Source organism: Nocardia sp. NPDC051570, from assembly GCF_044454005.1.
Taxonomy (GTDB): Bacteria; Actinomycetota; Actinomycetes; order Mycobacteriales; family Mycobacteriaceae; genus Nocardia.
The window spans coordinates 87,837-114,830 of sequence record NZ_JBITDI010000013.1; the positions used below are offsets into that span (position 1 = coordinate 87,837).

A 26,994-nucleotide genomic window follows, 5' to 3' on the forward strand; every position below is an offset into this window, starting at 1 on the left:
CGCGCGTCAGCCTCGGTCGCGAATGCGCTTCAGCCAGGCCACGGCGTCGTCCGGGGTCGCGTCCTCGCCCATGATGTCGAGCGCCGCGCGTCCGACGCATGCCGCGCCCAGCACCCGGTCGGCGATCTCCTCCGGATCTCCCCACGGCAGAAAGGGTTTCGCGATCATCAGCGAGACGATGCCGTGCGCGCTCGCCCACAGCTGCAACATCACCGGTACCGGATCGCCGGGCGTGAGCAGCCCGCTGTCCATCGCCTCGCGGACCGTCTGCGAGAGACGTTGGAACACGGCACTTCCCAGCACCTGGTCGACCGCGCGCGGCCGGTCCCCGGGAGCGTTCACGGTCGCGATGCGGTACTGCTCCGGATGGTCGAGCGCGAATCGCACATAGGCCAGACCCTGTGCGCGCAGGCGCATGATGGGCGAGAGGCCGGGATCGGTCGCGGCCACGATGGCGGCGTCGAGATTCTCGAAGACCTGCGCCACCACCGCCTCGAGGAGGGCGTCCTTATCGGCGAAGTGCCGGTAGATCGACGGCGCGCTCACCCCGACCAGCCTGCCGACCTCACGGATCGATACGGCGTCGGCATTTCCGGTGCGCGCCAGCAGCTCCCGGGTCGCATCCAGGATCTCCTCCCGCAGCGCGCCCCCGGCGCCGCGCGCCGACCGTGGACGACGCACCGCCGTCATCGATATCCCACCGGGTCCGGTTCGGGAGCGGAATCCTCACTGAGCCCGAACCTTTCGTGCCAGCGGGCCAGCGGCGCGGGGGCCCACCAGTTGATCGTGCCGAGCAGGCGCATCAGCGCGGGCACCAGCAGACCACGGATGATCGTGGCATCGGCGAGCACGGTCAGCGTGAGCCCGAGCCCGAACATCTGGATGAAGGTCACCTTGCCGAAGGCCATGGCACCCAACACTATCGCCATCAGCACGGCCGCGGCGGTGACGATCCGGCCGGTGCGGGCCACACCCACGGCGACCGAATGCGTATTGGCGGCGTTGGTGCGATCCGAGGCCAGCCACTCCTCCCGGATGCGCGACAGCAGGAACACCTCGTAATCCATCGACATGCCGAAGGCCAGGCAGAACATCAACATCGGCATGGTCGCGACCAGATATCCGGTCGGGGTGAAGCCGATCAGGCCCGCCAGATGCCCGTCCTGGAAGATCCACACCATCATCCCGAACATGGCCGTGAGCGAGAGACAGTTCAGCACAAGGGTTTTCAGCGGCAGGACCACACTGCCGGTGAACAGGAACAGCACCACGAAGGTCGCCAGCGCGATCAGAATCGCCGCCAGTGGAAGTCGTGAACCCAGATCGTGCAGCCCGTCGGCGTTCATCGCCTCCACGCCACCGAACAGCGTCGCCGATGGCGCGGGAACCGCGCGCAACTGCTCCAGTAGATCGCGGCTGTCATCGGAGAACGTCGCGAATTTCGATGCGACCGTGAGGTATTGGCCGGAGTCGTTGGCCATTCCGGGCGGTGTGGAACCCACCCGGTTACCGGAGACGTAGACCCCCGCATTCGACAGCACCGCCGAGACGCCGTTCACCTTCGACAGCGCCACGGCATAGGGGCTGCCGTCGCCGCGATATCCGGGCAGGACCACCGTGGTCGACAGCTGGGCATTGATCGCCGGGAACTGGGCGCGCAATTCGTCGCCGACCGCCCGGCTGGCCGCACCCGTCGGCAGCACCCGATCGTCGGGATAGCCGAATTTCACACCCAGGAACGGCGATCCGAGGGCCAGCAGCACCGCGGTGATCACCACCGCCACCGGCACCGCGCGGCGCATCACCCAGGTCACCATGCGGTACCAGCCGGTCTGCTCGAGCGGCCGAGCCACCGGATCGGGCCGACGCAGCAACCGCCGCAACGGAACTCGCAGATTCCACGCGTTGACCCGATCGCCCAGCAGCACCAGCGCGGCGGGCAGCACCAGAATCGCCGCCACGGCCGCGGCCGCCACCACCGCGACGCCCGCGTAGGCGAACGACTTCAGGAAGTACAGGTTGAACACACTCAGCACGGCCAGGGCCAGGGCGACGGTCAGCGCGGAGAACAACACCGTACGCCCGGCGGTCTGCACGGCCCGGATCGCGGCGGCCCGATGGTCGGCGCCGCCCTCGAGCTCCTCGCGATAGCGACTCACGATGAACAGGCTGTAGTCGATCGCGAGTGCCAGGCCGAGCGCGGTGGTCATATTCAGCGCATAGATCGACACGTCGGTGAACAGGGTGAACAGCCGCAGGATCGCCAGCGTGCTCGCGATCGCGAACAGGCCGACCGCCAGCGGCAGCGAGGCGGCGACCACACTGCCGAACACCAGGATCAGCACGATCGCCGTGAGCGGTATCGCGATGCCCTCCGCCACCGCGAGATCCTTGGTGACCTGCCCGTTCACCTCGTGATAGATGGCCGCCAGGCCGCCCGCGCGCACCGTGACGCCCGGGGTGTTGCCGTCCAATTCCCCGACGATCTCGCCCGCGGACTTCTGCGCCACATCGTCGCCGCCGGTCAGATAGGCCACGATCAGGGCCTGCTTACCGTCGGTACTGCGCAGCGCGGCCTTCACATTCGGCGGGCTGGTCCAGTACGAGCGGACGCCGACGGCATCGGAACGGGCCTGCAGCCGCTGGGTGATCTCGGTACCGGTCGCGGCAGCCGCCGGACTGTCGACCCCCTGATCCGAGCGCACGAGCAGCACCAAATTGGGCTCTGCACCGTCGAATTGGTCGGCCAGGATCCGCGTGGCCCGCGACGATTCGGCGCTGTCGGAGGTGAATCCGGCGGATTTCAGATGGGCCGTGGCCGAGGCCCCGAAGACGCCGAACAGCAGCGCCAGGCCCAGCGCCGTCAGCAGGATCACCCGGGGATGCCGAGTCGACAGCTGTGCGATACGGGTGAGCATCCGCGCCCCAATCGGTCGTCGAGGTGAGGTAACCGCGTTAGGGTAACGCCGTTACCTTCTAGATTCAGTGATCCCGATCACTCTGCCCGCTCTGCTGTCCGAAGATCCCGCGCGACGCGTGCCCGTGCACGCCCTCGACGTAGGCGGTCTCGGCATGCAACGCGAAGTCGATGCCCGCGATCTCGTCTTCGTTGCTGACCCGGAAGCCCAGCGTGCGGTCGATCAGCTTGCCCAGTGCGAACGACACGGTGAAGGCGTAGGCCGCCACCACCAGCACGCCCACGGCCTGCTTACCCAGCTGCGCGAGCCCGCCGCCGTAGAACAGTCCCCGCGCGCCGCCGGTCATCACCTGATTGGCCAGCAGTCCGATCAGCAGCGTGCCCACGACGCCGCCGACGAAGTGCACGCCCACCACATCGAGCGAATCGTCGTAGCCCGCCTTGAACTTCCAGCCCACCGCGAACGAACACACCACGCCCGCGAGCAGTCCCACGATCAGCGCGCCGAGCGTGTTGATCGATCCACAGGACGGCGTGATCGCGACCAGGCCCGCGACCGCGCCCGAGGCCGCGCCGAAGGTGGTCGGACGCCCGTCCCGGATCCGTTCCACCACAAGCCATCCGAGCATGCCCAGACATCCGGCGACCAGCGTATTGAGGAAGACCGCGGCGGCCAGTCCGTCGGCCTTCAGCGCCGAACCGGCATTGAATCCGAACCAGCCGAACCACAACAGCCCCGCGCCCAGCAGCACGAACGGCAGATTGTGCGGACGCATCGCGTCCACCTTGAACCCGATCCGCGGCCCCAGGACCAGCGCCAACGCGAGTGCCGATGCGCCGGAGGCGATCTCGACCACGAGACCGCCCGCGAAATCGAGTGTCCCGAACGCGGACAGCCAACCGTGCGGACCCCAGACCCAGTGCGCGATGGGCGAATACACTCCCAGCGCCCACAGCGGGACGAACACCATCCACGCCGAGAACTTCGCCCGGTCGGCGACGGCGCCGCTGACCAGTGCCGCGGTGAGGATGGCGAAGGTCAGCTGGAAGGTGGCGTAGAGCAGTTCGGGCACCCCGCTGCGTACCGTGCCCGGATCGATTCCGGCCATGGCGATATGGGCGAGATCGCCGATCACGCCACCGCCGACGTCGTCGCCGAAGGCCAGCGAATAGCCCAGCAGCAGCCACACCACCGTCACCAGTGGGATGGCGATGAAGCTCATCATGAGCATGTTCAGCACACCGGTCGTGCGCACCATGCCGCCATAGAAGATCGCGAGGCCGGGCGTCATGAGCAGCACCAATGCGGTGCTGGCCAGCAGCCAGGCCGTCGCGGCGGGATCGATGGTCGAAGGCACCGGAAGGAACTCCTTTCACGCGCGATCGCGTCGGAAGGAAGCTACCGAACGATCATTTGCGCGCCTTACGGGCCAGCACTCGTCGCCCGCGCGGCCCCGGGACCGGCAGGTCGTCGCTCAGGTCCAGCCACTCCGCGGTGCTGAGCCACTGTTGCTGGGCCCTGGCATCGGCGGTGTCGTTGAATATCCGGCGCCCGCGATCGTCGCGGAGATCGTGGGCGAGCACCGACCAGCGCGGCGGGCGGCCGTGCTCGGTTTCGTGGGCGGCGAGAAATCCGGCGACGAGGGTGCCGATCGTATTCACCGGCCGTAGCGAGACCCGATTGCCATATGCTGCCGAATGGAAACGTCTTGCGGCACATAAAGATCGGGGCGTCGCATTGAATGCGATCCAGCCCGCGCGCTGTGCGCGTTCGATCAGCCACAGATGTTTGATCGCATTCGGCGCGATATCGCCGACGCGTTCGTGAATCAGGCCGAGTACCGGATCGGTGAGCAGGATGTCGCGCCGCGTCGGCCCGATTCCATGCTCGGCCCAGTATTCGTGGGTGAGACCCGCCAGCACCCGGCCGAAATCCTCGACGCTGCGCTGGGCGCGCCGGCCCAGGCGCTCGATGCGCTCGGCCTCCTGCCGCATCTCGGTCTGCACGATGAGCGTGCGGATGGCCGCCAGCGTCGGAACCTGCCCGCGATCGAGCAGTTCGAGGATGGCGGTGGCGGTTTTGGGGTCGGCCGCGGCGGTCACCGGTAGCGAGTCCCGGTTCAGGGCGAAATCGCGCGGGCGGATCGCACGGCTCAATAGGCCGACTGCGGCACGGTTTCCGGCGAAATCAGTATGGGCGAGCCAAGCGGCGGCGATGTCGTCACGCGACGGCACAGTCGACTTTTCCTCCGGGCTGGTGCGGGAGGGTTCGCGGAAGACCTATGCGAGAACTCCCGCCGGGTCTGGGAGAGGTTGTGTCCCGGTCGGGATGAGGGACCGACCGGGAACACCAACCTGATGAAGGTTTGGCTACCGAAGTTGCCGAGGACCACGTTAACCAGTCAATTGCAGATATCGCCAATTGGTTGACAAGATCGTTATGTAGTCAATTGTCCGTGCTAACCGGGGAATGGGTCTGAAAATCGGGGACGCATGCGGGACTAGCTCGGTAAACGTCTGGGTTTGGTTGTAGATTGAATTCGTTTACCCCCATGGATCGCCGCTGGGCTCGGGTGCGCGCTCGGTACTAACGGGTCTCGAGAATGATTGTGATCCGCATCACATTGCTTGTCTCGCGGTCGCCCGCGCCCATCCGGCCGTTCACCCCCGTTGCCCCATCCGCGGACGCCGTGCCGAGATCAACGGCCAGCGCATGTATTCGATGTCGGTGCGCGCCGGTACCCTCGGGCCGTGGCTCTGTACCGGAAGTACCGACCGGCAACGTTCGCAGAGGTGGTGGGGCAGGAGCACGTCACCGACCCGTTGAGCATCGCGCTCGACACCGGGCGGATCAGTCATGCCTACCTGTTCTCCGGCCCGCGCGGTTGCGGCAAGACCTCCTCGGCGCGCATCCTCGCGCGCTCCCTCAACTGTGAACAGGGGCCGACGTCGAGACCGTGCGGCGTCTGCTCGTCCTGTGTCGCGCTGGCGCCCGGCGGTCCGGGCAATCTCGACGTCATCGAGCTCGACGCCGCGAGCCACGGCGGTGTGGACGACACCCGCGAGCTGCGCGACCGCGCCTTCTACGCCCCGGCCGAATCGCGCTATCGCGTCTTCATCGTCGACGAGGCGCATATGGTCACCACGGCGGGCTTCAACGCGCTGCTCAAGATCGTCGAGGAGCCGCCCGCCCATCTGATCTTCGTCTTCGCCACCACCGAGCCGGACAAGGTGCTGCCGACCATCCGCTCGCGCACGCACCACTATCCGTTCCGGCTGCTGCCCCCGGCGACCATGCGCGGCCTGCTCGGCAAGATCTGCGATCAGGAGCATGTGCAGGTCGAGGAGGCCGTGTACCCCTTGGTGATTCGCGCGGGCGGCGGATCCCCGCGCGACAGCCTCAGCGTGCTCGATCAGCTGCTGGCCGGGGCGGGGCCCGAGGGCGTCACCTATCAGCGGGCGCTGGCCTTGCTGGGCGTCACCGATATCGCGCTGATCGACGATGCGATCGAGGCGCTGGCCGCCGACGACGGGGCGGCGCTGTTCGGCACGATCGACCGCGTGGTCGAGGCGGGTCACGATCCCCGCCGCTTCGCCACCGATCTGCTCGAGCGCGTGCGCGATCTCATCCTGCTGCGCGCGGTACCCGATGCCGTCGAGCGCAATCTGGTCACCGGCCCCGGCGACGTCCTCGACCGCATGCACGATCAGGCCGCCCGCCTCGGCCCCGCCGCACTGGCCCGCTATGCCGAACTGCTGCACGAGGGCCTCGGCGAGATGCGCGGCGCCACCAATCCGCGTCTGCTGCTCGAGGTCGTCTGCGCCCGCATGCTCCTGCCCGCGGCCGCGGGCACCGAATCCGCCACGCTGCAACGCCTCGAGCGTCTGGAACGGCGTATGGAGGGTGGTGCGCTGCCGCCGGCCTCGAATCCGGGTCCTGGCGCGGCCTCGGGCGGTTCCGCGCAGTCCGCCGCCGAGAGTTCGCGCCGCCGAGGAGCCGAGGCATTGGCGGCCATTCGGGATAATCGATCCGGAAAGCCCGGCGCCGCACCGCCATCCGATGCGCCGACCGCGGACGATGCGCACACCGCCACGCCGCCGGTGGAATCGGATCCGCCCGCGCCTCCCGCCCCGTCCGCGAATGCGCCCGCGCAACAAGGGGGCTCGACGCCCGCTGCCTCGCGCCCCCATCCGGCCCAGCGCGCCCGGACTCTGGCCGGTGCCGAAGCCGGACAGGCGCCCGGGGACGCGGCGCCGGATCGGACGGCACACTCCGGCGCTCCGGTTGCCGAACAAGCCCCTGCGGCGCAGCGGGAACCGTCCGAACCGACGGCGCAATCCCATGGCGCTCCGGTTGCCGAGCAAGCCCACGCGGCGCAGCCGGAACCGGTAGTCGAATCGGCAGCCGTCGAATCCGAGCCGCCCGCCCCGGTCGCCGCGGCATCGGCGGTTGATGCGGATATCGCCCCCGAGCCGGTCGATCCGGCGCCTGATCGCGCCGAGGTCCGGTCCGGTCCGGCGGCGGAGGAGATGCGGCCGGAGCCCGCGGCGGATATCGCGGAACCCGCCGTCGCACAGGAGGTTCCGCCAGCGGCGGTGGCCTCGGAGGCGACCGGTGACGATGCGCTGCTGCGCGAGGTCGAGGCCAAATGGGGCGATATCCGGGCCAAGGTGCGGGAGTTCGGGGTGGCGGTGCACGCACTGCTGTCCGGGGCCTCGGTGGCGCGGGTCGAGGGCGAGGTCATCGTGTTCGCGCATCAGCACGCGCCGCTGGCGCAGCGGTTGTCGAATCCGAAGTATGTGGAGGCCGTGCAGTCGGCCGTACATGCCGTACTCGGCCGCGAGCACGGCGTGCGCTGGGAGGCCGGTGCGGCAGCGGCCCGTCCGCCCGCGCCCGCGAGCAGTGCTCGCGGCCAGACGGCACCCGCACCGAATCGCGCCGCGGGCGCATCCGCGCAGCCGAAGGCGGCCGCTGCCGAGGCGCCGCGCTTCACCCGGCCCAGCCAGACCCGGGCGACTCCGGAGGTATCCAGTGCCCCGCGCGTCGAATCCGGCCCCGCCGACGCCGATTCCGGGAGCCGTCCGGCGCCCGCGGACGACGACATTCCGCTGCCCGACGGACCGGACCTTCCGGACGACCCTGGACCGGACGGCTACTCGCCGGTAGGTTATGTAGGTGTCCCACCTGCGTCTACGCCGGAGGAAGAGCGGGAGATGCTCGCGGAATCGGCCCACCCGGTACCCCCGGGCGACCGCCGCGACCCCGATGAGGTGGCCTTGGAGTTACTTCGAACTGAGCTGGGCGCCACACGGCTGGACAGTTGACAGCCACCTCTCGGTCGGCGTTAAGTTAACCGGAGTTCGCATCCGGCGGTATACTGTGGCGGAGGATCTCGGCGTGCTTTCGGCCGGGTGGCCGTCGGCGTCGCCAGCGGCGAGTTCCTGTGGTGATGTCCGGGCATCCGGGCAAGCCAGGGCGCTCGCAGGCCGACGTTTGTACAGCGTTATGCGGTGCGAGCGACGGCGCTAATTGAACACGGACGGTCGGTCTCGCACGGGCCGGTCGGCGAGGTTACCTGCGGCGTACCGCCCACAACGGTGTCGGCGCACCCCAAGGAAGGAAAACTCCGATATGACCACAGAGGCCTACATCTACGAGGCCATCCGCACCCCGCGTGGCCGCAACAAGAAGGGCACGCTGCATTCGGTCAAGCCGATCGACCTGACCACCGGTCTGGTCAAGGAGCTGCGGAACCGTTTCCCCGATCTGGACGAGGATCGCATCTCGGATGTCATCCTGGGCGTCGTCTCGCCGGTCGGCGATCAGGGCGCCGATATCGCCCGCACCACCGTGCTGACCTCCGGCCTGCCCGACACCGTGGGCGGCACCCAGATCAACCGGTTCTGCGCGTCCGGCCTGGAGGCCGTCAACCTCGCCGCCCAGAAGGTTCGCTCCGGCTTCGAGGATCTGGTCATCGCCGGTGGCGTGGAGGCCATGTCCCGCGTGCCGATGGGCTCCGACGGCGGCGCGATGTTCATGGACCCGTGGACCAGCTACGAGAACTACATTGTCCCGCAGGGTATCTCGGCCGACCTGATCGCGACGATCGAGGGCTTCACGCGTGAGGATGTCGACGCCTACGCGGTGCGTTCGCAGCAGCGCGCGGCCGAGGCCTGGAGCGGCGGCTACTTCACCAAGTCGGTCGTGCCGGTCAAGGACGTCAACGGCCTCACCGTGCTCGACCACGATGAGCACATGCGTCCCGACACCACCCTCGAGGGCCTGGCCAAGCTGAACCCGTCGTTCACGGCCATCGGTGAGATGGGCGGCTTCGACGCGGTGGCGCTGCAGCGGTACCACTACGTGGAGAAGATCAACCACGTCCACCACGGCGGCAACAGCTCCGGCATCGTCGACGGTGCCGCGCTGGTCCTGGTCGGCAACGAGGAGGCCGGTAAGGCCTCCGGTCTGACCCCGCGCGCCCGCGTCGTGGCGACCGGCATCAGCGGCGCCGACGCGACCATCATGCTGACCGGCCCGACGCCGGCCGCGCACAAGGCGCTCGCCAAGGCGGGTCTGTCGGTCGACGATATCGACCTGTTCGAGATCAACGAGGCGTTCGCGTCGGTCGTGCTGAAGTTCCAGCGCGATCTGAACATCCCGGACGAGAAGCTCAACGTCAACGGCGGCGCCATCGCGATGGGCCACCCGCTGGGCGCCACCGGCGCGATGATCACCGGCACCATGGTCGACGAGCTGGAGCGTCGCAACGCCCGCTACGCCCTGGTGACCCTGTGCATCGGCGGCGGTATGGGTGTGGCCACCATCATCGAGCGCGTCTGACGCGTCGGACCCGAATTCCACAGGGAGACAACGAAGTTATGACCGACAACATGATCGCCTGGGCGAAGGACGCCGACGGCATCGTCGTGCTGACCATGGACGACCCGAACCAGGGCGCCAACACGATGAACGAGCTCTACAAGAAGTCGATGACGGCCACCGTCGATCGGCTCGAGGCCGAGAAGGACGACATCACCGGTGTCGTCATCACCTCGGCGAAGAAGACGTTCTTCGCCGGCGGCGACCTGAAGAACATGATGCAGGTCGGCCCGGACGACGCACAGGCCCTGATGACCGAGCTGACCGAGATCAAGGGCGCGCTGCGCCGCCTCGAGCAGCTCGGCAAGCCGGTCGTCGCGGCCATCAACGGCGCCGCGCTGGGCGGTGGCCTGGAGATCGCGCTGGCGACCCACCATCGCATCGCGGCCGAGGTCAAGGGCATCAAGATCGGCCTGCCCGAGGTCAAGCTCGGCCTGCTGCCCGCCGGTGGCGGCGTGACCCGCACCGTGCGCATGTTCGGCATCCAGAACGCCCTCATGCAGGTCCTGCTGCAGGGCAACGAGTTCAACGCCACCAAGGCCCAGCAGATCGGCCTGGTCAACGAGGTCGTCGCCTCGATCGAGGAACTGGTCCCGGCCGCCAAGGCATGGATCAAGGCCAACCCGGACAAGGGCGTGCAGCCCTGGGACGTCAAGGGCTACAAGATTCCGGGCGGCACCCCGGCCTCCCCGGCCCTGGCCGCCAACCTCCCGGCCTTCCCCGCGAACCTGCGCAAGCAGCTCAAGGGCGCCAACATGCCGGCCCCGAAGAACATCATGTCCGCCGCGATCGAGGGCGCGCAGGTCGACTTCGACAACGCCTCGCTGATCGAGTCGCGCTACTTCGTGAACTTGCTGACCGGCCCGGTCGCGAAGAACATGATCCAGGCGTTCTTCTTCGATCTGCAATCGATCAACAATGGCGGCTCCCGGCCGAAGGATATCGCCAAGCGCGAGATCAAGAAGGTCGGCGTGCTGGGCGCGGGCATGATGGGCGCGGGCATCGCGTACGTCACCGCCAAGGCGGGCATCGAGGTCGTGCTGAAGGACGTCACCATTGAGGCGGCCGAACGCGGCAAGGACTACTCGGCACAGATCGAGAAGAAGGCCCTCTCGCGCGGTAAGACCACCGAGGAGAAGTCCGCGGCGCTGCTGGGTCGCATCCACCCGACCGCGGATCCGGCCGACTTCAAGGGCGTGGACTTCGTCATCGAGGCGGTCTTCGAGAATCCGGAGCTCAAGGCCAAGGTCTTCCAGGAGATCGAGGACATCGTCGATCCCGACGCGCTGCTCGGCTCGAACACCTCGACCCTGCCGATCACCCTGCTGTCCAACGGCGTGAAGCGGGCCGAGGACTTCATCGGCATCCACTTCTTCTCGCCGGTCGACAAGATGCCGCTGGTCGAGATCATCAAGGGCGAGAAGACCTCCGACGAGGCCCTGGCCCGCGTGTACGACTACACGCTGGCGATCCGCAAGACCCCGATCGTGGTGAACGACTCGCGCGGCTTCTACACCTCGCGCGTCATCGGCAAGTTCATCAACGAGGCCATCAAGATGCTCGATGAGGGCGTCGACCCGCAGACCATCGAGCAGGCCGGTCTGCAGGCGGGCTATCCGGCGGCGCCGCTGAAGCTGTCGGACGAGCTGAACTTCACCACCATGCAGAAGATCTACAAGGAGACCGCCGAGGCCCTCGTGGCCGCGGGCGGCGAGATCGACGGCGCCTCGTCGGCGACCGCCTCGATCCTCGACAAGCTGGTGGGCGAGTACGACCGCAAGGGTAAGGCGGGCGGCGCCGGCTTCTATGACTACGTCGACGGCAAGGCCGCCGGTCTGTGGTCGGAGCTGCGCTCGATCTTCAAGACCTCGACGGAGCTGCCCGCGGGCGTCACCTTCGGGGATCTGAAGGACCGCATGCTGTTCGCCGAGGCGATCGAGACGCAGAAGTGTTTCGACGAGGGCGTGCTGACCACCACGGCCGACGCCAACATCGGCTCGATCTTCGGCATCGGTTTCCCGGCCTGGACCGGTGGTACCCACCAGTTCATCGTGGGCTACCCGGGCGGCCAGGCGGGCTTCGTGGCCCGCGCCGACGAGCTGGTCGCGAAGTTCGGCCCGCGTTTCGAGGTGCCTGCCTCCCTGCGTAAGTAAGGGTGCGTGTCGATGCGGCCCGGACCACGAACCCCGTGGTCCGGGCCGTATTGTGTGCGAAGGATTTTCGTTCGGACTGGTCGGTCCGTGCGCGCACTGATCGGAATTCCATACGCGTGAGTTCCGACCGCGCTACGTTGGAGTAAGCGCGGAACGTTCGAGGTGGTGCCATGAATCCACACACGGGCAAGGTCCGCAGCACCGAGACACAGGCCGAATCGAACACCCAGCGTCACCTGCTGATCGGCACCGCCGACGAGCTCGAAGCGATGGGACTGTTCGATGCGGAGGAGATCGGACGCGGCGGCTTCGGGGTCGTCTATCGCTGTGCCCAGCGAGCGCTGGATCGTGTCGTCGCGGTGAAGGTGCTGTCCTCGGAGATCGACGAGGAGAGCCGCGAACGCTTCCTGCGCGAGGAACATGCCATGGGCCGGTTGTCCGGCCATCCCAATATCGTCGACATCCTGCAGGTCGACGTCACCGCCAGCGGGCTGCCCTTCATCGTCATGCCCTATGCCGCGCACGGCTCGCTGGAGCGGCTCATCCGCGAACACGGCCCGCTGACCTGGTCCGACACCGTGCGGGTCGGGGTGAAACTGGCCGGTGCGATCGAGAGCGCCCATCGCGCGCATGTGCTGCATCGCGATGTGAAACCGGCCAACGTCCTGCTCAGCCGCTACGGCGAACCCCAGCTGACCGATTTCGGCATCGCCCGCATCCCGGGCGGGTTTCGCACCTCGACCAGCATGATCACCGGCTCGCCCGCCTTCACCGCGCCCGAGGTGCTCAAGGGCGACGAGCCGACCGAACGCTCCGATGTCTACGGCCTGGGCGCCACCCTGTTCGCCCTGCTCACCGGGCATGCCGCCTTCGAGCGGCGGTCGGGGGAGAAGATCGTGGCGCAGTTCCTGCGCATCACCACTCAGCCCATTCCGGATCTACGCGAGCAGGACTTCCCCGCCGATGTGGCCGAGGCCATCGAGTCCGCGATGTCCCCGGAGGCGGAGGACCGGCCCGCCTCGGCCTACGAGCTGGGTGAGCTGCTGCGCTCGATACAGCAGGCGCACGATCAGCTGCCCGATGAGATGGCGCTGCTGGACGCGGGCCTGGACGCGGAGGACAGCGGCAACGGCACGAGTCCGACCGCGGCCGTGACCAATCCATCGCTGCGCACGCGCTCGATGATGAGCGGTCCGCGCGGCACGCTGTCGCTGCGGCCGCCGGGCGAGGTCACACCGTCCTCGACGCCCACCTTCCCGCCTACGCCCACCACGAAGTTCCGCCCGCCCACACCGAGCCGGGAGCCGGTGCCGCGGCCGCGTCTGCTCGAGGTGCTGCGCGCGGGTGGGCGGCGGCGGCTCGCGGTGATCCACGGCCCGGCCGGATTCGGCAAGAGTACGGTCGCCGCGCAGTGGCGCAACGAGCTCAGCGATCGGGCGGTCGCGGTGGCATGGATCGGCATCGACCACGACGACGATAACGAGGTCTGGTTTCTCGCCCATCTGGTGCAGGCGATCCGGCGGGTCAGCCCCGATATCGGCACCGGGCTCGAGCAGGTTCTGGAGGAGCGCCCGCCCGAGGCCGTCTCGTACGCGATCTCCACGCTGATCGATGAGATCCACGCGAGCGCGCGGTCGATCGTCGTGGTGGTGGAGGATTGGCACCGCGTCACCGACGCCGGGGCGCATCGGGCCATGGATGCCCTGCTGGACAATGGCTGTCATCATTTGCGCTTCGTGATCACCACCCGGGAGCAGGCGGGGTTGCCGCTGAGCCGGATGCGGGTGCGCGACGAACTGGTCGAGATCGACGGCAACGCGCTGCGGCTCACCGTGCCGGAGACCCAGGAAATTCTCGTGGCACACAACGGTTTACCGCTCACCGATAAACAGGTCGAACAGATTCAGGCGGCCACCGACGGCTGGCCCGCCGCGATCCAGCTGGTGAGCCTGGCGCTGCGCGCGCCGGGAGGCGAGGCGGTGGATCCGGATCAGCTGATCGCCCAGCTGTCCGGTGGTAACCAGGTGATCCGGGAGTATCTGGCGGAGAACGTTCTCGACACCCTCGAGCCGAGACTGCTGGAATTCCTCATGGCGATCTCGGTGACGGAGAAGGTGAACGGTTCGCTGGCCGCGGCGCTGAGCGGGGAGGGCGATGCCGAACAGCTGCTCGAGCGGGCCGAGCAGCGGGAGTTGTTCATCAGACGGGTCGCCTACGATCCGGAGTGGTTCCGGATCCAGCCGATGTTCGCCGAACAGCTGCGGACTCGGCTGGATCGGGTACACCCCGGCAAGCTGAAGTCCCAGCACCGCAAGGCCTCTCGCTGGTACGCCGAACATCAGCTGCTGCGCAAATCTGTCGATCACGCGCTGCTGGCCACCGATCTGAAGCTGGCGCTGGATCTGGTCGAGAGCGGCGGCATGGATCTGATCGACACCTCGAAGCTGGCCACCCTGCTCGGCACGGTATCGAAACTGCCTGTGCAGCAGGTCGCCTCGCGATCGAAGCTGCTGATGGCCTTGGCGCGCGCCAATATCAACCTGCAGCAGTCCGGTGCGGCGCGCACCGCGCTGGGCCGGCTGTCGAACATGTTGGCGCGCAGCGAACCCACCGATGCCGACGCCATGCGGCAGCGCTGTCAGGCGGCCGTGCTGGCCGCGGCCGATCAGGTGGCCCGCGACCGCACCGACGGTGTGCTGGAACGGGTTTCGGACTGTTTGCAGCTGGCCGACGATCTGCCCGCCTGGACCGTGTCGACGGCGGCGAATCTGGCGTCGTTCGTGCGGCTGTGCGATTTCGACTTCGAGGGCGCCCGCGGCATGCAGGACTGGGCGGCCAAGTACCACGCTCGCTCCAAGGATCCGCTGGGCATCGTATTCGGCCTGCTGAGCAAGGGCGCGGCGGCCTATGAACAGCTCGATATCGATGCGGCGACCGAATCGTTCGAGCGGGCGTGGCAGACCGCGCGGGAACGCTCCGGCCCGCGCTCGCACGCGGTGCGGGTGGCCGCGGCGCTGCTCGGCGAGGTGACCTATCGCCGCGGCGATCTGGACGCCGCCGAGCGACTGCTGGATCAGAGCCATCAGCTGGTCGCCCGGGTGGGCCCGGTCGACTTCATGGTCACCACCTTCGTGATCGGCGCGCGGGTCAAGGCGGTGCGCGGCGATCTGCAGACCGCCGCGCTGCGCCTGGACGAGGGCGCGCGAATCGCCGTGGACCGCAAGCTGTCTCGCCTCGGCGCCCACATACGTGCCGAACGCCTGCGGCTAGGCTTACCGGGCGATGCGTACGCCGCCATGGGCGATCCGGTGCCGCGCTCGATACGCCACGCCACCGGCACCACCGCCCTGGCCGCCGAGGCCGAGGAGCTGGCCGCCATCCGCGCCCTGCTGGCCCGCCACCACCGCGGCTTCGACGCCTATATCGGCGACGATCAGGCTCCGCTGGGCACCGACGATTCGGCCGTCAAGCGCGCCCGCGCCCTGCACGGTCGCATGGTCGAACAGCACCGCCCCCGAGCCGAATTGGATACGGCCCTCCTGCTGGCCGAATGCCTTTCCGCCGCGGGCTGGACCGGCGAGGCCATCGGAACCCTCACCCCCGTGGTGATCCGCTGCGCCGAATTGGGCTGGACCAGACCACTTCTCGACGCGGGTCCCGGTGTCATGGCCATCCTCCGCACACTGCGCGACGAATTACCCTTCGGCGGAGGACAACCCGACGGTCCGCAGATCCCGCGGGACTTCCTGGTGAATCTGCTGGCGTAGCGGGGCCGGGCGACCGGGGGTCAGGCCGACCGCCGATCCGCGGGTAGGCGGATGCCGAGCTCCGCGGTCCTCGCGGCGACCTGTTCGGGGAAGATGTTGCGCAGCAGGTACAGATCGCGACCGATTCGCCAGTCCGGTGCGAGCGCGACCGCGTACCGCTCGAAATAGCCGAGTTGTTTGCCCATCAGGATGAGTTGCTCGGGTCCGGCGATGCCACGGTCCTTGCCGAAGTCGAGCAGGCCGGAGGTGATCATCTTCATATCCAGCTGGGCGAGTTCGCCGGCCAGGATCGGTCCCAGCACGATGGCGAGTTGGGCACCGATCGCCACGTCGTCGGTGCTCTGTTCGGCGAAGAGATCGAGTTCGCGCAGGGCCGTCGCCACGGGTGTGAAGTCGCCGTCGAAGGCGCTTGCGTAGAACATCGCGCGCACCAGGGCTCGCCAGGGCGGCGACATCGTCCCGACAATGCCGAAGTCGAGCATCGCGACTCGGCCGTCGTCGAGCATCCAGAGGTTGCCCGCATGGACGTCGCCGTGAAACCGGCCGTGTACGGTCACGCCCTCGAGCCATACCTTCACCAATTGCCGAATCAGCATCTCCGGATCATCGTGTGCCGCGCGGACGGCCTCGAAGCGGTCCAAGGGGACCCCGCGCAGTCGTTGCATACAGAGCGTCCGGCGCCCGCAGTTCTCCCAATAGACCTCGGGCACAACCACTCCCGCGTTATCGCCGAACGCGCGGAGGTCGGCGCCGATGCGGCTCTGGTTATCGGCCTCGACCAGAAAGTTCAGTTCCGCGACGGTCACCTCGTACAGATCGCGCACCACACCGACGGCATTGGCGATCCGCGCCACGTCCGACCGCCGCTCGAGCAGTTTCGCCAGAACCAATGCGGTGCGCAGATCGACGATCATCCGGCGCGCGATGGCCGGCCGCTGTACCTTGACCACCGCTTCGCGTCCGTCGGCGAGTACGCAGGCATGGACCTGGGCAACCGAGGCCGCGGACAAGGGCTTGTCGTCGAATTCGGCGAAGATCTCGCCGATCGGCCGGCCCAGATCCGCCTCGATAATCCGCCGCGCCCGAGCCGCCGGAAAGGCCCGCACATCGTCGAGGCAACGCAGGCAGGCGTCGGACAGCTCCTTGGGAAAGGCCCCGGCCGACGATGCGATCAACTGGCCCAGTTTGACGAACATCGGGCCGAGCAGCTCGAAAGCGTCGGTGATGCCCTCGGCCAGCGCTTCTCGCAGGGTCGCCCGCCCTCGTCCGGTGAGCAGCCCGACCGTATGCCCGGCAAGCCGACGGCCGACACAGCCGCCCACGACGATCGTGATGGTGACCATTCGAATCGCCTCGGTCACGCCGAAGCGGTCCAACCGGGGACGCTCGATGGCGAATGCCTCGGGCGGCAGTTGTCGTGTGCTCATCGGTGTCCTCCGACCGCGAGATCGGCGAACTGGTCACGGATCCGGCGACGCCACAGCTCGTAGGCGGGGATCTCGAGGGGTTCGGTGGGTAGTTCGGCGGCGGTCTCGGCCAGCGTCGCGAGTTCGGCGACGGTGCCACCGCAGAGGACCTCCGCGGCCAGTTCGGTATTGCCGGGTACGAATCCGGAGTAGTGCCGGGCCTTGATCGCCATCACCGCACCGACCGCCAACTCCGGCGCGTATATGCCCGCGCTCTGCATCAGCTTCTCCAACTCGGGCCGGATCGGACCGCCGAGATAGGCGGCCGCGGCGCCGATACCGCTCCACACATCGCCGAGTCGGTCGGCCTCGAAGGTATTTGCCGTCGCCGCGATCGCCTCGAAATCACCGCCGTGATAGAACGAAATCGCCCGGCCGATACCTTGATCGAAGGCCCGGGGGAAGTATTCGGGAAACCCTTCCCATCGACGCTGTGGCGCTCGACGCCGGCCGAGGATCCAGCGCCGCGGATCGAAGAAGGCGCGGTCGAATGCGTAACCGTCGACCGCCAGCCAACTCAGATTGCCGACCAGCGGATTGGAATCGAATCGGGGCAGTGCGCGCTCCCACATCCAGCGCGGCATCCGCGACATCACCAGCCCGAAGCCGACATAGGCCATCAGCGAATGCGGTTCGCCGTGGCCGCGGACGAAGGCCTCGGCATGCGCGGTACGACCGAACATCAGCAGATCGCGCATTGTCATCGCGGCCACCGCACCCTCGTAGGCGAGGCTGCGGTAGTACGGGTCCACCCATTCCAGTCGCCGTGCCACCAGGTCCGGATCGGCGATATCGGCGCCGTATTCGAAACCTTCCAGCACCGCCCGGGATACGCCTTCGTAACGCCTGCCGACGTCGTTGGCGACAACGGGGAACCCTCGGACGGCGAATTTCATATCGTTCATCGATGGTGTCGGCACCAGGTGCCTCGCGATTGTCAGGGCGGTGACCATCGAACTCCCTCATCTGATCGAATATCGTTGTGCATCACTGTGATCGGCGACGCAGCGTGATCGCGCCGAGGGCAAGCAAGGTGATGCCGAAGGTGAGAATGACGGCAAGGTCACGCCAGAGCAGAGTGGTCGGCAGGGGATAGGTTCCCACCTCGCCCAACGCCTCGGCCGCATACCGCAGTGGCACAACGTTACTGGCCGCCTGCAACGGTCCCGCCATTTCCTCGCGTGGCCAGAACAGGCCGCACAACAGCAGTTGCGGAATGATCACCGAAGGCGCGAATTGCAATGCCTGGAACTCGGTTCTGGCGAACGCACTGGTGAACAACCCGGTCGAGGAGCCGAGAATCGCGGTCGAGACCACGATCATCAGCACCACCGCGATCTTCCCCTGGGTTTCGAGCCCGAGCAGTCGATAAGCGACCGTCGCGGCGACGGTCGCCTGGACGACGGCGACCGCGGCGAATGCGATCCCGTATCCGAGCAGCAGATCGAGCTTGTGCAAAGGCATGCTCAGCAGTCGCTCCAAGGTGCCGCTCGCCCGCTCGCGCAGCATTGCCACGCTGGTGATGAGGAACATCGACACGAAAGGAAAGATGCCGAGCAGCAGCAGTCCGATCTGGTCGAAGATATCGGGGCGATTGTCGAACACGAACCGCAGCAGTGTCAGTAGCACACTCGGGACCACCAGGATGAGCCCGATGGTGCGGCGGTCGTGGCGCAGCTGGTTGAGCACCCGCAATGCGGTCCACGCGGTGAGACGAATCGACATCGGTCAGGCCCCCATCCGATCGGTGTTCCTCGCGACCGGTGACCGATCGTCCTGGTCTGCTTTCCGTTCACTGGCGAGAACCAACTCCAGGAACGCATCCTCCAAATTCGTCGCGCCGGTCGCCTCGCGCAGTTCCTCGGGAGTCTCGTCCGCCAGCAGCCGGCCTTCCCGCATCAAGAGCAACCGATCGCATCGATCCGCCTCGTCCATCACATGACTCGACACCAGCAGGGTGGTGCCGGTGGCCGCCAGCTCCCGGAAGTGGTTCCACAGGTCACGCCGCAGCACCGGATCCAATCCCACGGTCGGCTCGTCGAGGACGAGCACCGAGGGTTTGGCGACCAGTGCACAGGCCAGTGACACTCGGGCCTGCTGACCACCCGACAACTTGTCCACCAAACGGTCCGGATATGCCGCCAGGCCGACATCGCGGATCGTCTCGTCGACCGCGGACCGCGAAACCCCGTACACCGCACCGAAGTAGCGCACGTTCTGTCGAACCGTCAGGTCGCTGTACACCGATGGAGACTGCGTCACATAGCCGACCTGCGCGCGTAACGACGCGGTACCGCTGGGCTTTCCGAGTACCGTCACGGTGCCCGACTTGATTCGCTGTACTCCGACGATGGACCGGATCAGGGTGGTCTTCCCGCAGCCGCTCGGACCGAGCAGGCCCATCACGCTGCCCGCGGGCACCGTGAACGACACCCCCCTCAATACCGGAAGTGAACCACGTTCCACCACAAGATCTTCGACGACCACGGCCTGAGATTTCGCTGCTGCCATGGTTGGGTCAACCTACTCGGAACATGTTGTATTGGAGTCCGAATCCCTCGATGAACCGGCCCGCGCCGAGGAAGAGGGTGTGATTGACCCAGTCCAGCGCCGAATCACCGGTCTCCAGTCGCGGTGTCACCCGGAAGTACTGATCGTCGAATTCCGTTGCACCGCCTTCGGTGAACGCGCGCTGCACCTTCTCGTTCATCTCGATCAGGCCGGGGAATTCGGCATAGATGGCCGCGCCGTCGGCGGTCTGGAATTGCACCCGCACGTCCAACCTGGCCCAGCCGTCCGCGCCGATCAGCACCCAGTCGCCGCCACCGGGCAGCACCTTCCCGGTGAAGGCCTCGACCTCGGGCACATCCGGCGCGCCCTCGAGGACACCGTCGAGGATCTCGATGAACATCCGAACACCATAGGGACCGGGCCCGATCATGATGGGCGGCTTGAGATTCGCGGTGACAGTGCCGATAAGTGTCAGTTCCATGCTCAGTCCTCGTCGTCGTTGTCGGCGTGCCGGAAAGCGAGCGTCACGTTGTGACCGCCGAAGGCAATGGAATTCGAGAGCGCGACATCGACCCGCTGCGTGCGCGCGACGTTCGGGACATAGTCCAGATCACATTCCGGGTCGGGCACGGAATAGTTGATGGTCGGCGGAATCTGCCCCCGGTCGATCGCGAGTGCGCAGACGGCCGCCTCGACGGCGCCGGTGGCGCCCAGCATGTGCCCGGTCATCGACTTGGTCGAGCTGATCGGCACATTCGGCGCGTGCTCGCCGAACGCGAGGTGTACCGCCCGGGTCTCCGCGGGATCGGACAGCATGGTTCCGGTGCCGTGGGCATTGATGTAATCGACGTCGGCCGGGGCGATACCGGCCTCCCGCATCGCGCGCGTCATCGACCTGGCCGCGCAGGCGCCGTCCTCGCGCGGCGCGGTCACATGGTGCGTATCGACCACTTGGCCGTAGCCGCATACCTCGGCGTAGACGTGGACACCGCGGGCGCGCGCCGATGCCAGCGGTTCCAGCAGGAGCATGGCCGCGCCCTCGCCGAGAACGAAGCCGTCCCGGTCGGCGGCGAAGGGACGCGCGGCGCCCGCCGGGTCGTCATTGCGTTTGGACAGCGCGCGCATGCTCGTGAAACCCGACAGCACAACCGGAATGAGCGCCGCCTCGGCGCCGCCGACCAGACAGGCCGACGCATAGCCGTCGCGGATCATCCGATAGCCCTGTCCCACCGCGTCCGCCGACGACGAGCAGGCGCTGAGCGGCGCATAGCTCGGCCCGCCGAACTTGTACCGGAAGGCCACGGCGGAGGCGGCGAAGTTGGCCATCGTCATCGGAATGAACAGCGGCGATGCGTTTTTACCGGCGAGGCGGGCCCCGATGTTCTCGGTCGCGGTGCCCGCACCACCCAGCGCGCAGCCGACGATGGTCGCTATCTCCTCGCGGTCGATGCCCTCGATGCCCTGGTCGGACAGGGCCAGCTCCGCGGCGGCCACCGCAAGGTGTCCCACCCGATCGAAGCGTCGCGCATCCTTGTAATCCAGCCATTGGGACGGATCGAAGTCGGGGATCTCGGCGGCGATCCGCACCCGGTTGAACGATGCGTCGAACGAGCTGATCTCCCGTACTCCACTCACCCCGGAAATCAGCTGCTTCCAGGTGTTCTCGGTACCGATACCGAGCGGAGTGACCATCCCGATTCCGGTGATCGCGACGCGGTGGCGTTCGTCTGGTCTCATCGCTTCGCCTCCGGCCGGGCCAATCCGAAGAAGGTCTCCATCTTCATCGCGACTTGAACATCGCCCTGGACCTTCAGCTCCCCACGCATCAACAGTTCCATGCCTTTGGCCAATCCGGTCGCGACCCGCACGAAGCCGACGCCGCTCAGGAATACACTCAGATCCGGTGTGGCGCTGGTGTTTTCGATCCGGCAGGATTGCGGGCCGAACACCACATCCTGGCTGATCGTCTCGCCCGGCGGCCGCGTGACGTGATAGCGGACGGTCACATCCTTGTCGAAACTTCCGGGTACGTAATAGCTCGGCATGAGTTCGAAGGCATTGCGCAATGCCTGCTCGCCGACCTCGGTGCCCAACGCCCACACCAGGTCCGCTTCGGGCAACACCTCGACAACGGAGCGCACGCGCGGGCGCTCCCCGGAGAGCAGATCCTCGATCTGAGCTCTGCTCGCCTTACCTGATCCGGCCGCGATGGTTACCGCCTCGGCCAGCGCCTCGGAATTCACGAGAGCACCTCCATTGTCGTCGAACCTGTTGTGGTACTTGCGATAACGGTGTGGATGAGTTCGTTGTACGGATCGGCGCCGGTCAATACCGCCGCGATATGACCGTCGGGACGAATCAGCACCGCCGAACGTCCGGTGAGCTCATATGCCGTGACCATCTCGCCGGTCGGGTCGGTGAGCAGCGCCGCGCCTCGTGGGGCGGGGGCGGCCGCGTCCGCGGTGCGCACCGCCACCGCGGTGACCGGAACGGTATTCATCAGATGGACGTAGCCGACCGCGTCGGCCCACGCCTCCGCCGCGGCCCAGCCGCATACCAGCGCGAAGACATGATCGGCGAGATCGAGGGTGGACACCAGTTCACCGGTATCGTCGCGAAGCCAGTAATGCGGTGCGCGACAGCCGATTTCGGCACGTGGGCGATAGTCGATCACACTCTCGACGGCGGTGGCCGCGCCATAGCGGAATCCGAGAGCCTGCCCATAGTAATCGAAATGCGGACGCTGCGCTTCGATTCCGGCCTCGAGGACCGCGGTGATCTCCACATGTCTGTCCGCGGGATCTCCAGCGGCGAGCAGGGGCGCGGCGAGATCCCCGAACTCCCGCATGGCACGGGCGTTGCGCTCGCTCTGCTCGGCGTTGAAACGCGCGACCGGCGCGCGCTCGGCCTCATAGCTGTCGAGCAGATCGGATCCGGCCCATCCGGCGAGCACGCCCGCGAGTTTCCAGGCCAGATTGTGTCCGTCCTGGATACCGGTATTCATGCCGAAGCCGCCGGTCGGCGGGAAGGTATGGGCGGCGTCGCCGACCACGAACACCCGACCGCTCGCGTCCCGCCAGCGGTCCGCCCGGGTCGAACCCATGGTCCAGGTCCGAGTGGCGACGATCTCGGCATCGATACCCGCGCCGAGTGCGGCGTGCAGCACGGCCGCCGCGTCCGGCTCGCTCGCATCGGATCGCGTTGTCGCATCGAGGGGAACCTCGAGCAACCAGTCGCCGGAGTCCGGCGACACCGTGATCAGCACGCCCCGGACCCGGCTGTTGATGATCCACGACAGCACGCTTTCCGTGCCGCGCAGCAGCGGACCCAGGTCGGCGCGGAAATGGATGTCGAGCAGTGTCCCGAGTGGCGGGTCCGCGGTCGTGCCGATGCCGACCATCTCACGCAGCGTGCCGTGCATGCCCTCGGCGAGGACGAGATAGTCGGCGGTGAGTCGATGGGAACCGCCGTCCGCGGTGGTGTACGCGAGGTCGACCTCGCGCGAGGTCGACGCGGCCCCGGTCACCCGAGCGCCGGTGATCACCTCGACGGTGCCGCATTCGGACAGCTGCTCGGCGAATACCGACTGCATCCGGCTCTGTGGACAGATCACCGGAAGTGTCGGACTCTGTCTGCCCAGTCGCATGAGCTTATCCGTCGACTCCACCAGTTCGAGACGTCCGAACTCGATGCCGGCCACCGTGTGCAGGAACCGCACTCGGGTGGCACGTTCCAGCGTGGTGCTCACCGCGAGCACCACGTCGAGCACGCCGAGTCCGCGCAGCACCTCCGTCGTCCGGGTGTTCACCAGAGTCGCCTGCGGATGCCGCGGTGGCGTGCTGTGCCGTTCCAGCAGCGTCACATCGATATCCCAGCGCGCCAGACAGAGCGCGGTCGCGAGTCCGGCCGGGCCGCCGCCCACTATCGTGACCTGGCGGCGCCGCGCGATCATGATGCGGCTCCGGCCGGGACCGGCATGCGCAGCGATGCGGCGAGCCGCGTCCGCACGATCCGGTCGAATCGCGAACCACCGAGCAGCTCCGCGGCGGCGAGTATCGGAAAGCCCACCGCGATCGCCAGCCCGAGCGAACCGACGAATCCGGTCAGAGTCGTGACCCGCGCCGCCGCACCGAATCTCGAAGCCTGCCGTATCACCGCACCCCAGCGTCGAAATTCCTTGCCCGCCAACATATCCGCAGCCGCCAGCATCGGAACGACCGGTGCCGAGTCGGCGGCGCGCAGCGCGGCGGCGATCTCGTCGCGGGACTTCGTTCGCGCGATATCGATGCCGAGCGCGCCGACCCGGGCCAGCTCGTCGCCGCCGACGCCGGCCCGGCCGAACAGCGCGCCGTCGCGGCGGCCGAGCAGCAGCCAGCGCAATGTGGTGACCAGAGTGAGGAACTGGGCGCGAGTGTCGATGGTGGTGATGGTGCCGACACCGCGCGCACCGGCAACCGCGAGATGGCGATTGGTCTCCGCCACCGCCGAGTACCACATGTTCCGGCAGGCGACCACCGTCAGCACATCCCGCCCGGCGAAGATCTCGCGATGTCGCAGCAGCAGTGCCCGCGCGGGCAGAGACGGCGCCAAGTACCACACTTGGTAGGCGAGAATGACCAATTCTCCTGGGCTGGAGTACATTTCGGCCGAGGGAGGCGCGAGATCCGCGACTGCCCGCTCATCCGTGCATGCCGGGAATACGCCGAAGAACCGGGTGATCGGCCAGGGGAAGGGATAGGGCGCGGCAAGTTCGATACGCACCCGTCGAACCTGCCAGCCCGCGGCGCGCAGCGGCGCCACCAGCGCGTCCACCGTCTCCGTCAGCTGTCCGGTCTGGCTGTACTCGAAGATAACCGCACTACCGGGCATTTCGGTTTCGGACGATGTCTTCATGCCGATGCTTTCGCCTGCCGGTCAGTGCCCGCGACCGCGGTCAGATGCATGAACGAGATCGCGAAGCGCCCCGATTCCGGCACCATGCACAAGAGAGTTTCGCCGGGCTGCACAAGATTATCTCGCAGCATTTGGTCGAGTATCACATAGATGCTCGCACTTCCGATATTCCCGACCGTGGTCAGATTGCTGTACCACGCGTCGGGACGACCCGCGGATACGCCGCGACGGCGGAGCTCGCCGATCAGCATCGTCTTCATGCGCTCGCTGGAATAATGTGCCGGGAACCAGGTCACCTGGTCGGGGTCGAATTTCCCCGCGTCGGCGAGACGCTCGTACTCGTCGATCCCCACCCGGACCAGATGCGGCAACAGCGACAGTTTCTGCCGTGGCGCGAGTGCACCGTCGATGGCTGCCGCGGATGCGGTCGGATAGTCGCCCCAGGTCTTTTCGCACGTGTTCTTGTTGCTGCCGAAGTACATGCATGCGTTTTCGGTGTTCGCATACGATGTCAGCGTAATCCAGTCGATGCGCAGGCTGAGGCGATCGGGAGCTGGTGCGTTCGAGACGACCGCGGCGCCGGCGCCATCGGAGAGCATATACCGCAGAAATGCGGTCTCCATCGGTAGCGAACCGTCTTCGGTGATCGCCTTCATCTCTTGGTAGCGCGTATGTTTGAATCCGCGCGACGCCAACTCGCTGGCCACGGACAACGCGGTCTGCTTCTCGCCGACCTTTACCTGGAGATAGGCATTCTTCAGCGCCATCATGCCGGAGCTGCAAATACCGTGCGCGGTCACGATCTCCATCGGCGGGTAGCCGAGTTCGCCGTGCACCATGCTGGCATGACCCGGCCCCATCAGATCCGGCAGTGTCGTGGCCGCTGCCAGCAGCTCGACCTGCTCTGATGCTATGCCCGCACGCTGCACCGCGTCGCGGACCGCCGCCGCGGCCATGGCCGCGTTCGAGTAGATCGTCTGCTGCTGCTTGTCGATCGCGTAGTGCCTGGTCTTGATGCCGCTGTTCTGCAGAATCTGATCCTTCAGGTCCGACGACGCGCGCCCAGCCTTTCCGATGTACTCCTCGATTTCGTCATTGGTGATCGGCTGACCAGGGAGAAAACGCCCGGTTGCCGTGATGTACGCGTCCATTGACATCCACGCTTTCGTTCGAAACCAATCGATGTGCCGGCACCACTCAGGCAGATTCGGAAACCTTGATGCGAATCAGGCCGATCAGATCGGAGAACGTGCGCACCGACGCGATGCGCTCGTCGTCGAGGGAGATTCCGTACTTCGTTTCGATGAGGTCGGCGATCGATAGGACGCCGAGCGAGTCCAGGCCGATGTCTTCCATTGTCGCATCGGGCGGTACCTCGCCCAGATCGATTTCATAGTGTGCCAGCAGAAAGTCTGCGATGTCATCGCGAATTGACACGTCGATTGACATGATTCACCATTTTCCTCGAATACCGCGTCACGGCATGAAAGATCGAGCAGATGCTCGAATATAAGATCCCCCAGCTCTGGTGAGAGCTCTCGAGAGAATCATTCTGACATTACGAGAATCATCCTGACATAATTTCTGGATAATCTGTGAGAGACCCGACGTCATTTCTGGATAATCTGAGGTGGAGACGCCGTTATCCCCGCCGGTGGAATGGTCCTTCTAGCTGGACTGTTCGGGTGGCCACCCCGTTCGGTCAAGCTGTCTGATTGGTTGGATTTAACTCATCTTATGAGTTGATCTCAGCATCGTCAATTTGTTCGGGCCGCTAAGATTCATTTATCCGACGGGGTGGTCTGTTTCCCCCGGGTTGTTGTGTTAGCTGCGCACGAACCAATCCTCGATCTTGCGCGCCGTCATCAGATTGCCTTTGATGCGTAAGCGTCCACTCAGCATCAGGGCCATTCCGCCGACCTGACCTGCGATCAAACGCAGGAACATGACCATGTCGATCTCCATCGTCACCGTGGGCTGACTTCCGGCAATCCCCTCATGCACTGTGCAGCAACCGTTTTCGATGATGACGGTCCAGATGGCTGCTGGGTTGCCGATCTGCCAGCGCACCACCGCCTCGACGTTCTCGATCCGCTCCCCGATGACTCGGTGCGGCATCTCGGCGAAGACCGCGTGCAGCACCAGCGCGCGGCTGAACGGATCTGTCATCGCGTTGGCCAGCACGTTGTCATCGATGCCGCGGATGATCTCGTTGAACTCCGAGGAGGCCGATGATGTTGCGGCTGAGTTAATTTCGGTCTTCGACATGCTGGTTCTCCTGGATTCGCGGAGGTGGGGGAATGCCGGGCGCGAGAGTGATGAGTGTCACGATCCGCGTTCGCCGGCGTCGTCGCCCAGACTAGGTTTCGGGTCCGAGTGCGGTCAACGTCCAGGGTAGGAAGCC

20 protein-coding genes are annotated in these 26,994 nt (G+C 66.7%); 4 read left to right on the forward strand and 16 right to left on the reverse strand.

Annotated features, from left to right (window positions below):
* Window positions 1-6 precede the first annotated feature (6 nt).
* The 4 genes from ACIA76_RS29565 to ACIA76_RS29580 all read right to left on the reverse strand — a co-directional run bounded on the left by ACIA76_RS29565 (window position 7) and on the right by ACIA76_RS29580 (window position 5,152).
* Window positions 7-690, reverse strand: a complete 684-nt coding sequence (locus ACIA76_RS29565) for a TetR/AcrR family transcriptional regulator (RefSeq protein WP_397156338.1) — start codon at window positions 688-690, stop codon at window positions 7-9.
* Entirely contained in the window at window positions 687-2,918 is a 2,232-nt protein-coding gene (locus ACIA76_RS29570) for an MMPL family transporter (protein ID WP_397156340.1), read from the reverse strand. The genes ACIA76_RS29565 and ACIA76_RS29570 overlap by 4 nt, the downstream gene beginning before the upstream one ends.
* A 64-nt stretch (window positions 2,919-2,982) precedes the next feature.
* Entirely contained in the window at window positions 2,983-4,275 is a 1,293-nt protein-coding gene (locus tag ACIA76_RS29575; RefSeq protein ID WP_397156342.1) for an ammonium transporter, read from the reverse strand.
* A 52-nt stretch (window positions 4,276-4,327) separates the two neighbouring features.
* Entirely contained in the window at window positions 4,328-5,152 is an 825-nt protein-coding gene (locus ACIA76_RS29580) for a hypothetical protein (RefSeq protein ID WP_397156343.1), read from the reverse strand.
* 516 nt (window positions 5,153-5,668) lie between these two features.
* Here ACIA76_RS29580 and ACIA76_RS29585 point away from each other — a divergent pair.
* The 4 genes from ACIA76_RS29585 (at window position 5,669) to ACIA76_RS29600 (ending at window position 15,720) form a co-directional block, all read left to right on the forward strand.
* On the forward strand, window positions 5,669-8,242 hold the full coding sequence (locus tag ACIA76_RS29585; RefSeq protein ID WP_397156345.1) for a DNA polymerase III subunit gamma and tau: 2,574 nt from the start codon (window positions 5,669-5,671) through the stop codon (window positions 8,240-8,242).
* 307 nt (window positions 8,243-8,549) lie between these two features.
* The gene (locus ACIA76_RS29590) at window positions 8,550-9,761 is read left to right on the forward strand and encodes an acetyl-CoA C-acetyltransferase (protein WP_397156347.1); all 1,212 of its coding nucleotides are present in this window, start codon (window positions 8,550-8,552) and stop codon (window positions 9,759-9,761) included.
* A 38-nt stretch (window positions 9,762-9,799) separates the two neighbouring features.
* On the forward strand, window positions 9,800-11,953 hold the full coding sequence (locus ACIA76_RS29595; protein ID WP_397156349.1) for a 3-hydroxyacyl-CoA dehydrogenase NAD-binding domain-containing protein: 2,154 nt from the start codon (window positions 9,800-9,802) through the stop codon (window positions 11,951-11,953).
* Between the two features lie 170 nt (window positions 11,954-12,123).
* On the forward strand, window positions 12,124-15,720 hold the full coding sequence (locus ACIA76_RS29600; RefSeq protein WP_397156351.1) for a protein kinase: 3,597 nt from the start codon (window positions 12,124-12,126) through the stop codon (window positions 15,718-15,720).
* 20 nt (window positions 15,721-15,740) lie between these two features.
* Here ACIA76_RS29600 and ACIA76_RS29605 read toward each other — a convergent pair whose 3' ends face one another.
* From ACIA76_RS29605 to ACIA76_RS29660, 12 genes are all read right to left on the reverse strand, one after another.
* Entirely contained in the window at window positions 15,741-17,147 is a 1,407-nt protein-coding gene (locus ACIA76_RS29605; protein WP_397156353.1) for an ABC1 kinase family protein, read from the reverse strand.
* Complete coding sequence (locus ACIA76_RS29610) at window positions 17,144-18,139, reverse strand: DUF1702 family protein (RefSeq protein ID WP_397156355.1); 996 nt, start codon at window positions 18,137-18,139, stop codon at window positions 17,144-17,146. The genes ACIA76_RS29605 and ACIA76_RS29610 overlap by 4 nt, the downstream gene beginning before the upstream one ends.
* Before the next feature lie 34 nt (window positions 18,140-18,173).
* Entirely contained in the window at window positions 18,174-18,911 is a 738-nt protein-coding gene (locus ACIA76_RS29615; protein ID WP_397156356.1) for an ABC transporter permease, read from the reverse strand.
* Between the two features lie 3 nt (window positions 18,912-18,914).
* Window positions 18,915-19,697 (reverse strand): ABC transporter ATP-binding protein, encoded by a 783-nt coding sequence (locus ACIA76_RS29620; protein WP_397156361.1) that lies wholly within the window; start codon window positions 19,695-19,697, stop codon window positions 18,915-18,917.
* A gap of 7 nt (window positions 19,698-19,704) precedes the next feature.
* On the reverse strand, window positions 19,705-20,178 hold the full coding sequence (locus tag ACIA76_RS29625) for a DUF3237 domain-containing protein (protein WP_397156363.1): 474 nt from the start codon (window positions 20,176-20,178) through the stop codon (window positions 19,705-19,707).
* A 2-nt stretch (window positions 20,179-20,180) separates the two neighbouring features.
* Complete coding sequence (gene fabF / locus ACIA76_RS29630; RefSeq protein ID WP_397156365.1) at window positions 20,181-21,434, reverse strand: beta-ketoacyl-ACP synthase II; 1,254 nt, start codon at window positions 21,432-21,434, stop codon at window positions 20,181-20,183.
* Window positions 21,431-21,940 carry an SCP2 sterol-binding domain-containing protein gene (locus ACIA76_RS29635; protein WP_397156367.1) on the reverse strand — a complete coding sequence of 170 codons (510 nt, stop codon included), beginning with the start codon at window positions 21,938-21,940 and terminating at the stop codon, window positions 21,431-21,433. The genes fabF and ACIA76_RS29635 overlap by 4 nt, the downstream gene beginning before the upstream one ends.
* Window positions 21,937-23,649 (reverse strand): FAD-dependent oxidoreductase, encoded by a 1,713-nt coding sequence (locus tag ACIA76_RS29640; protein ID WP_397156369.1) that lies wholly within the window; start codon window positions 23,647-23,649, stop codon window positions 21,937-21,939. The genes ACIA76_RS29635 and ACIA76_RS29640 overlap by 4 nt, the downstream gene beginning before the upstream one ends.
* A complete protein-coding gene (locus ACIA76_RS29645) occupies window positions 23,646-24,590 on the reverse strand; it encodes a hypothetical protein (protein ID WP_397156371.1) in 945 nt (314 codons plus the stop codon). Before ACIA76_RS29645 ends, ACIA76_RS29640 begins: the two co-directional genes overlap by 4 nt.
* Window positions 24,587-25,741: a beta-ketoacyl synthase N-terminal-like domain-containing protein gene (locus tag ACIA76_RS29650; RefSeq protein WP_397156372.1), complete on the reverse strand. Its 1,155-nt coding sequence runs from the start codon at window positions 25,739-25,741 to the stop codon at window positions 24,587-24,589. Before ACIA76_RS29650 ends, ACIA76_RS29645 begins: the two co-directional genes overlap by 4 nt.
* 46 nt (window positions 25,742-25,787) lie before the next feature.
* Entirely contained in the window at window positions 25,788-26,039 is a 252-nt protein-coding gene (locus tag ACIA76_RS29655) for an acyl carrier protein (RefSeq protein ID WP_397156374.1), read from the reverse strand.
* 375 nt (window positions 26,040-26,414) lie between these two features.
* Window positions 26,415-26,858 (reverse strand): SCP2 sterol-binding domain-containing protein, encoded by a 444-nt coding sequence (locus ACIA76_RS29660; protein WP_397156376.1) that lies wholly within the window; start codon window positions 26,856-26,858, stop codon window positions 26,415-26,417.
* Window positions 26,859-26,994: the final 136 nt, after the last annotated feature.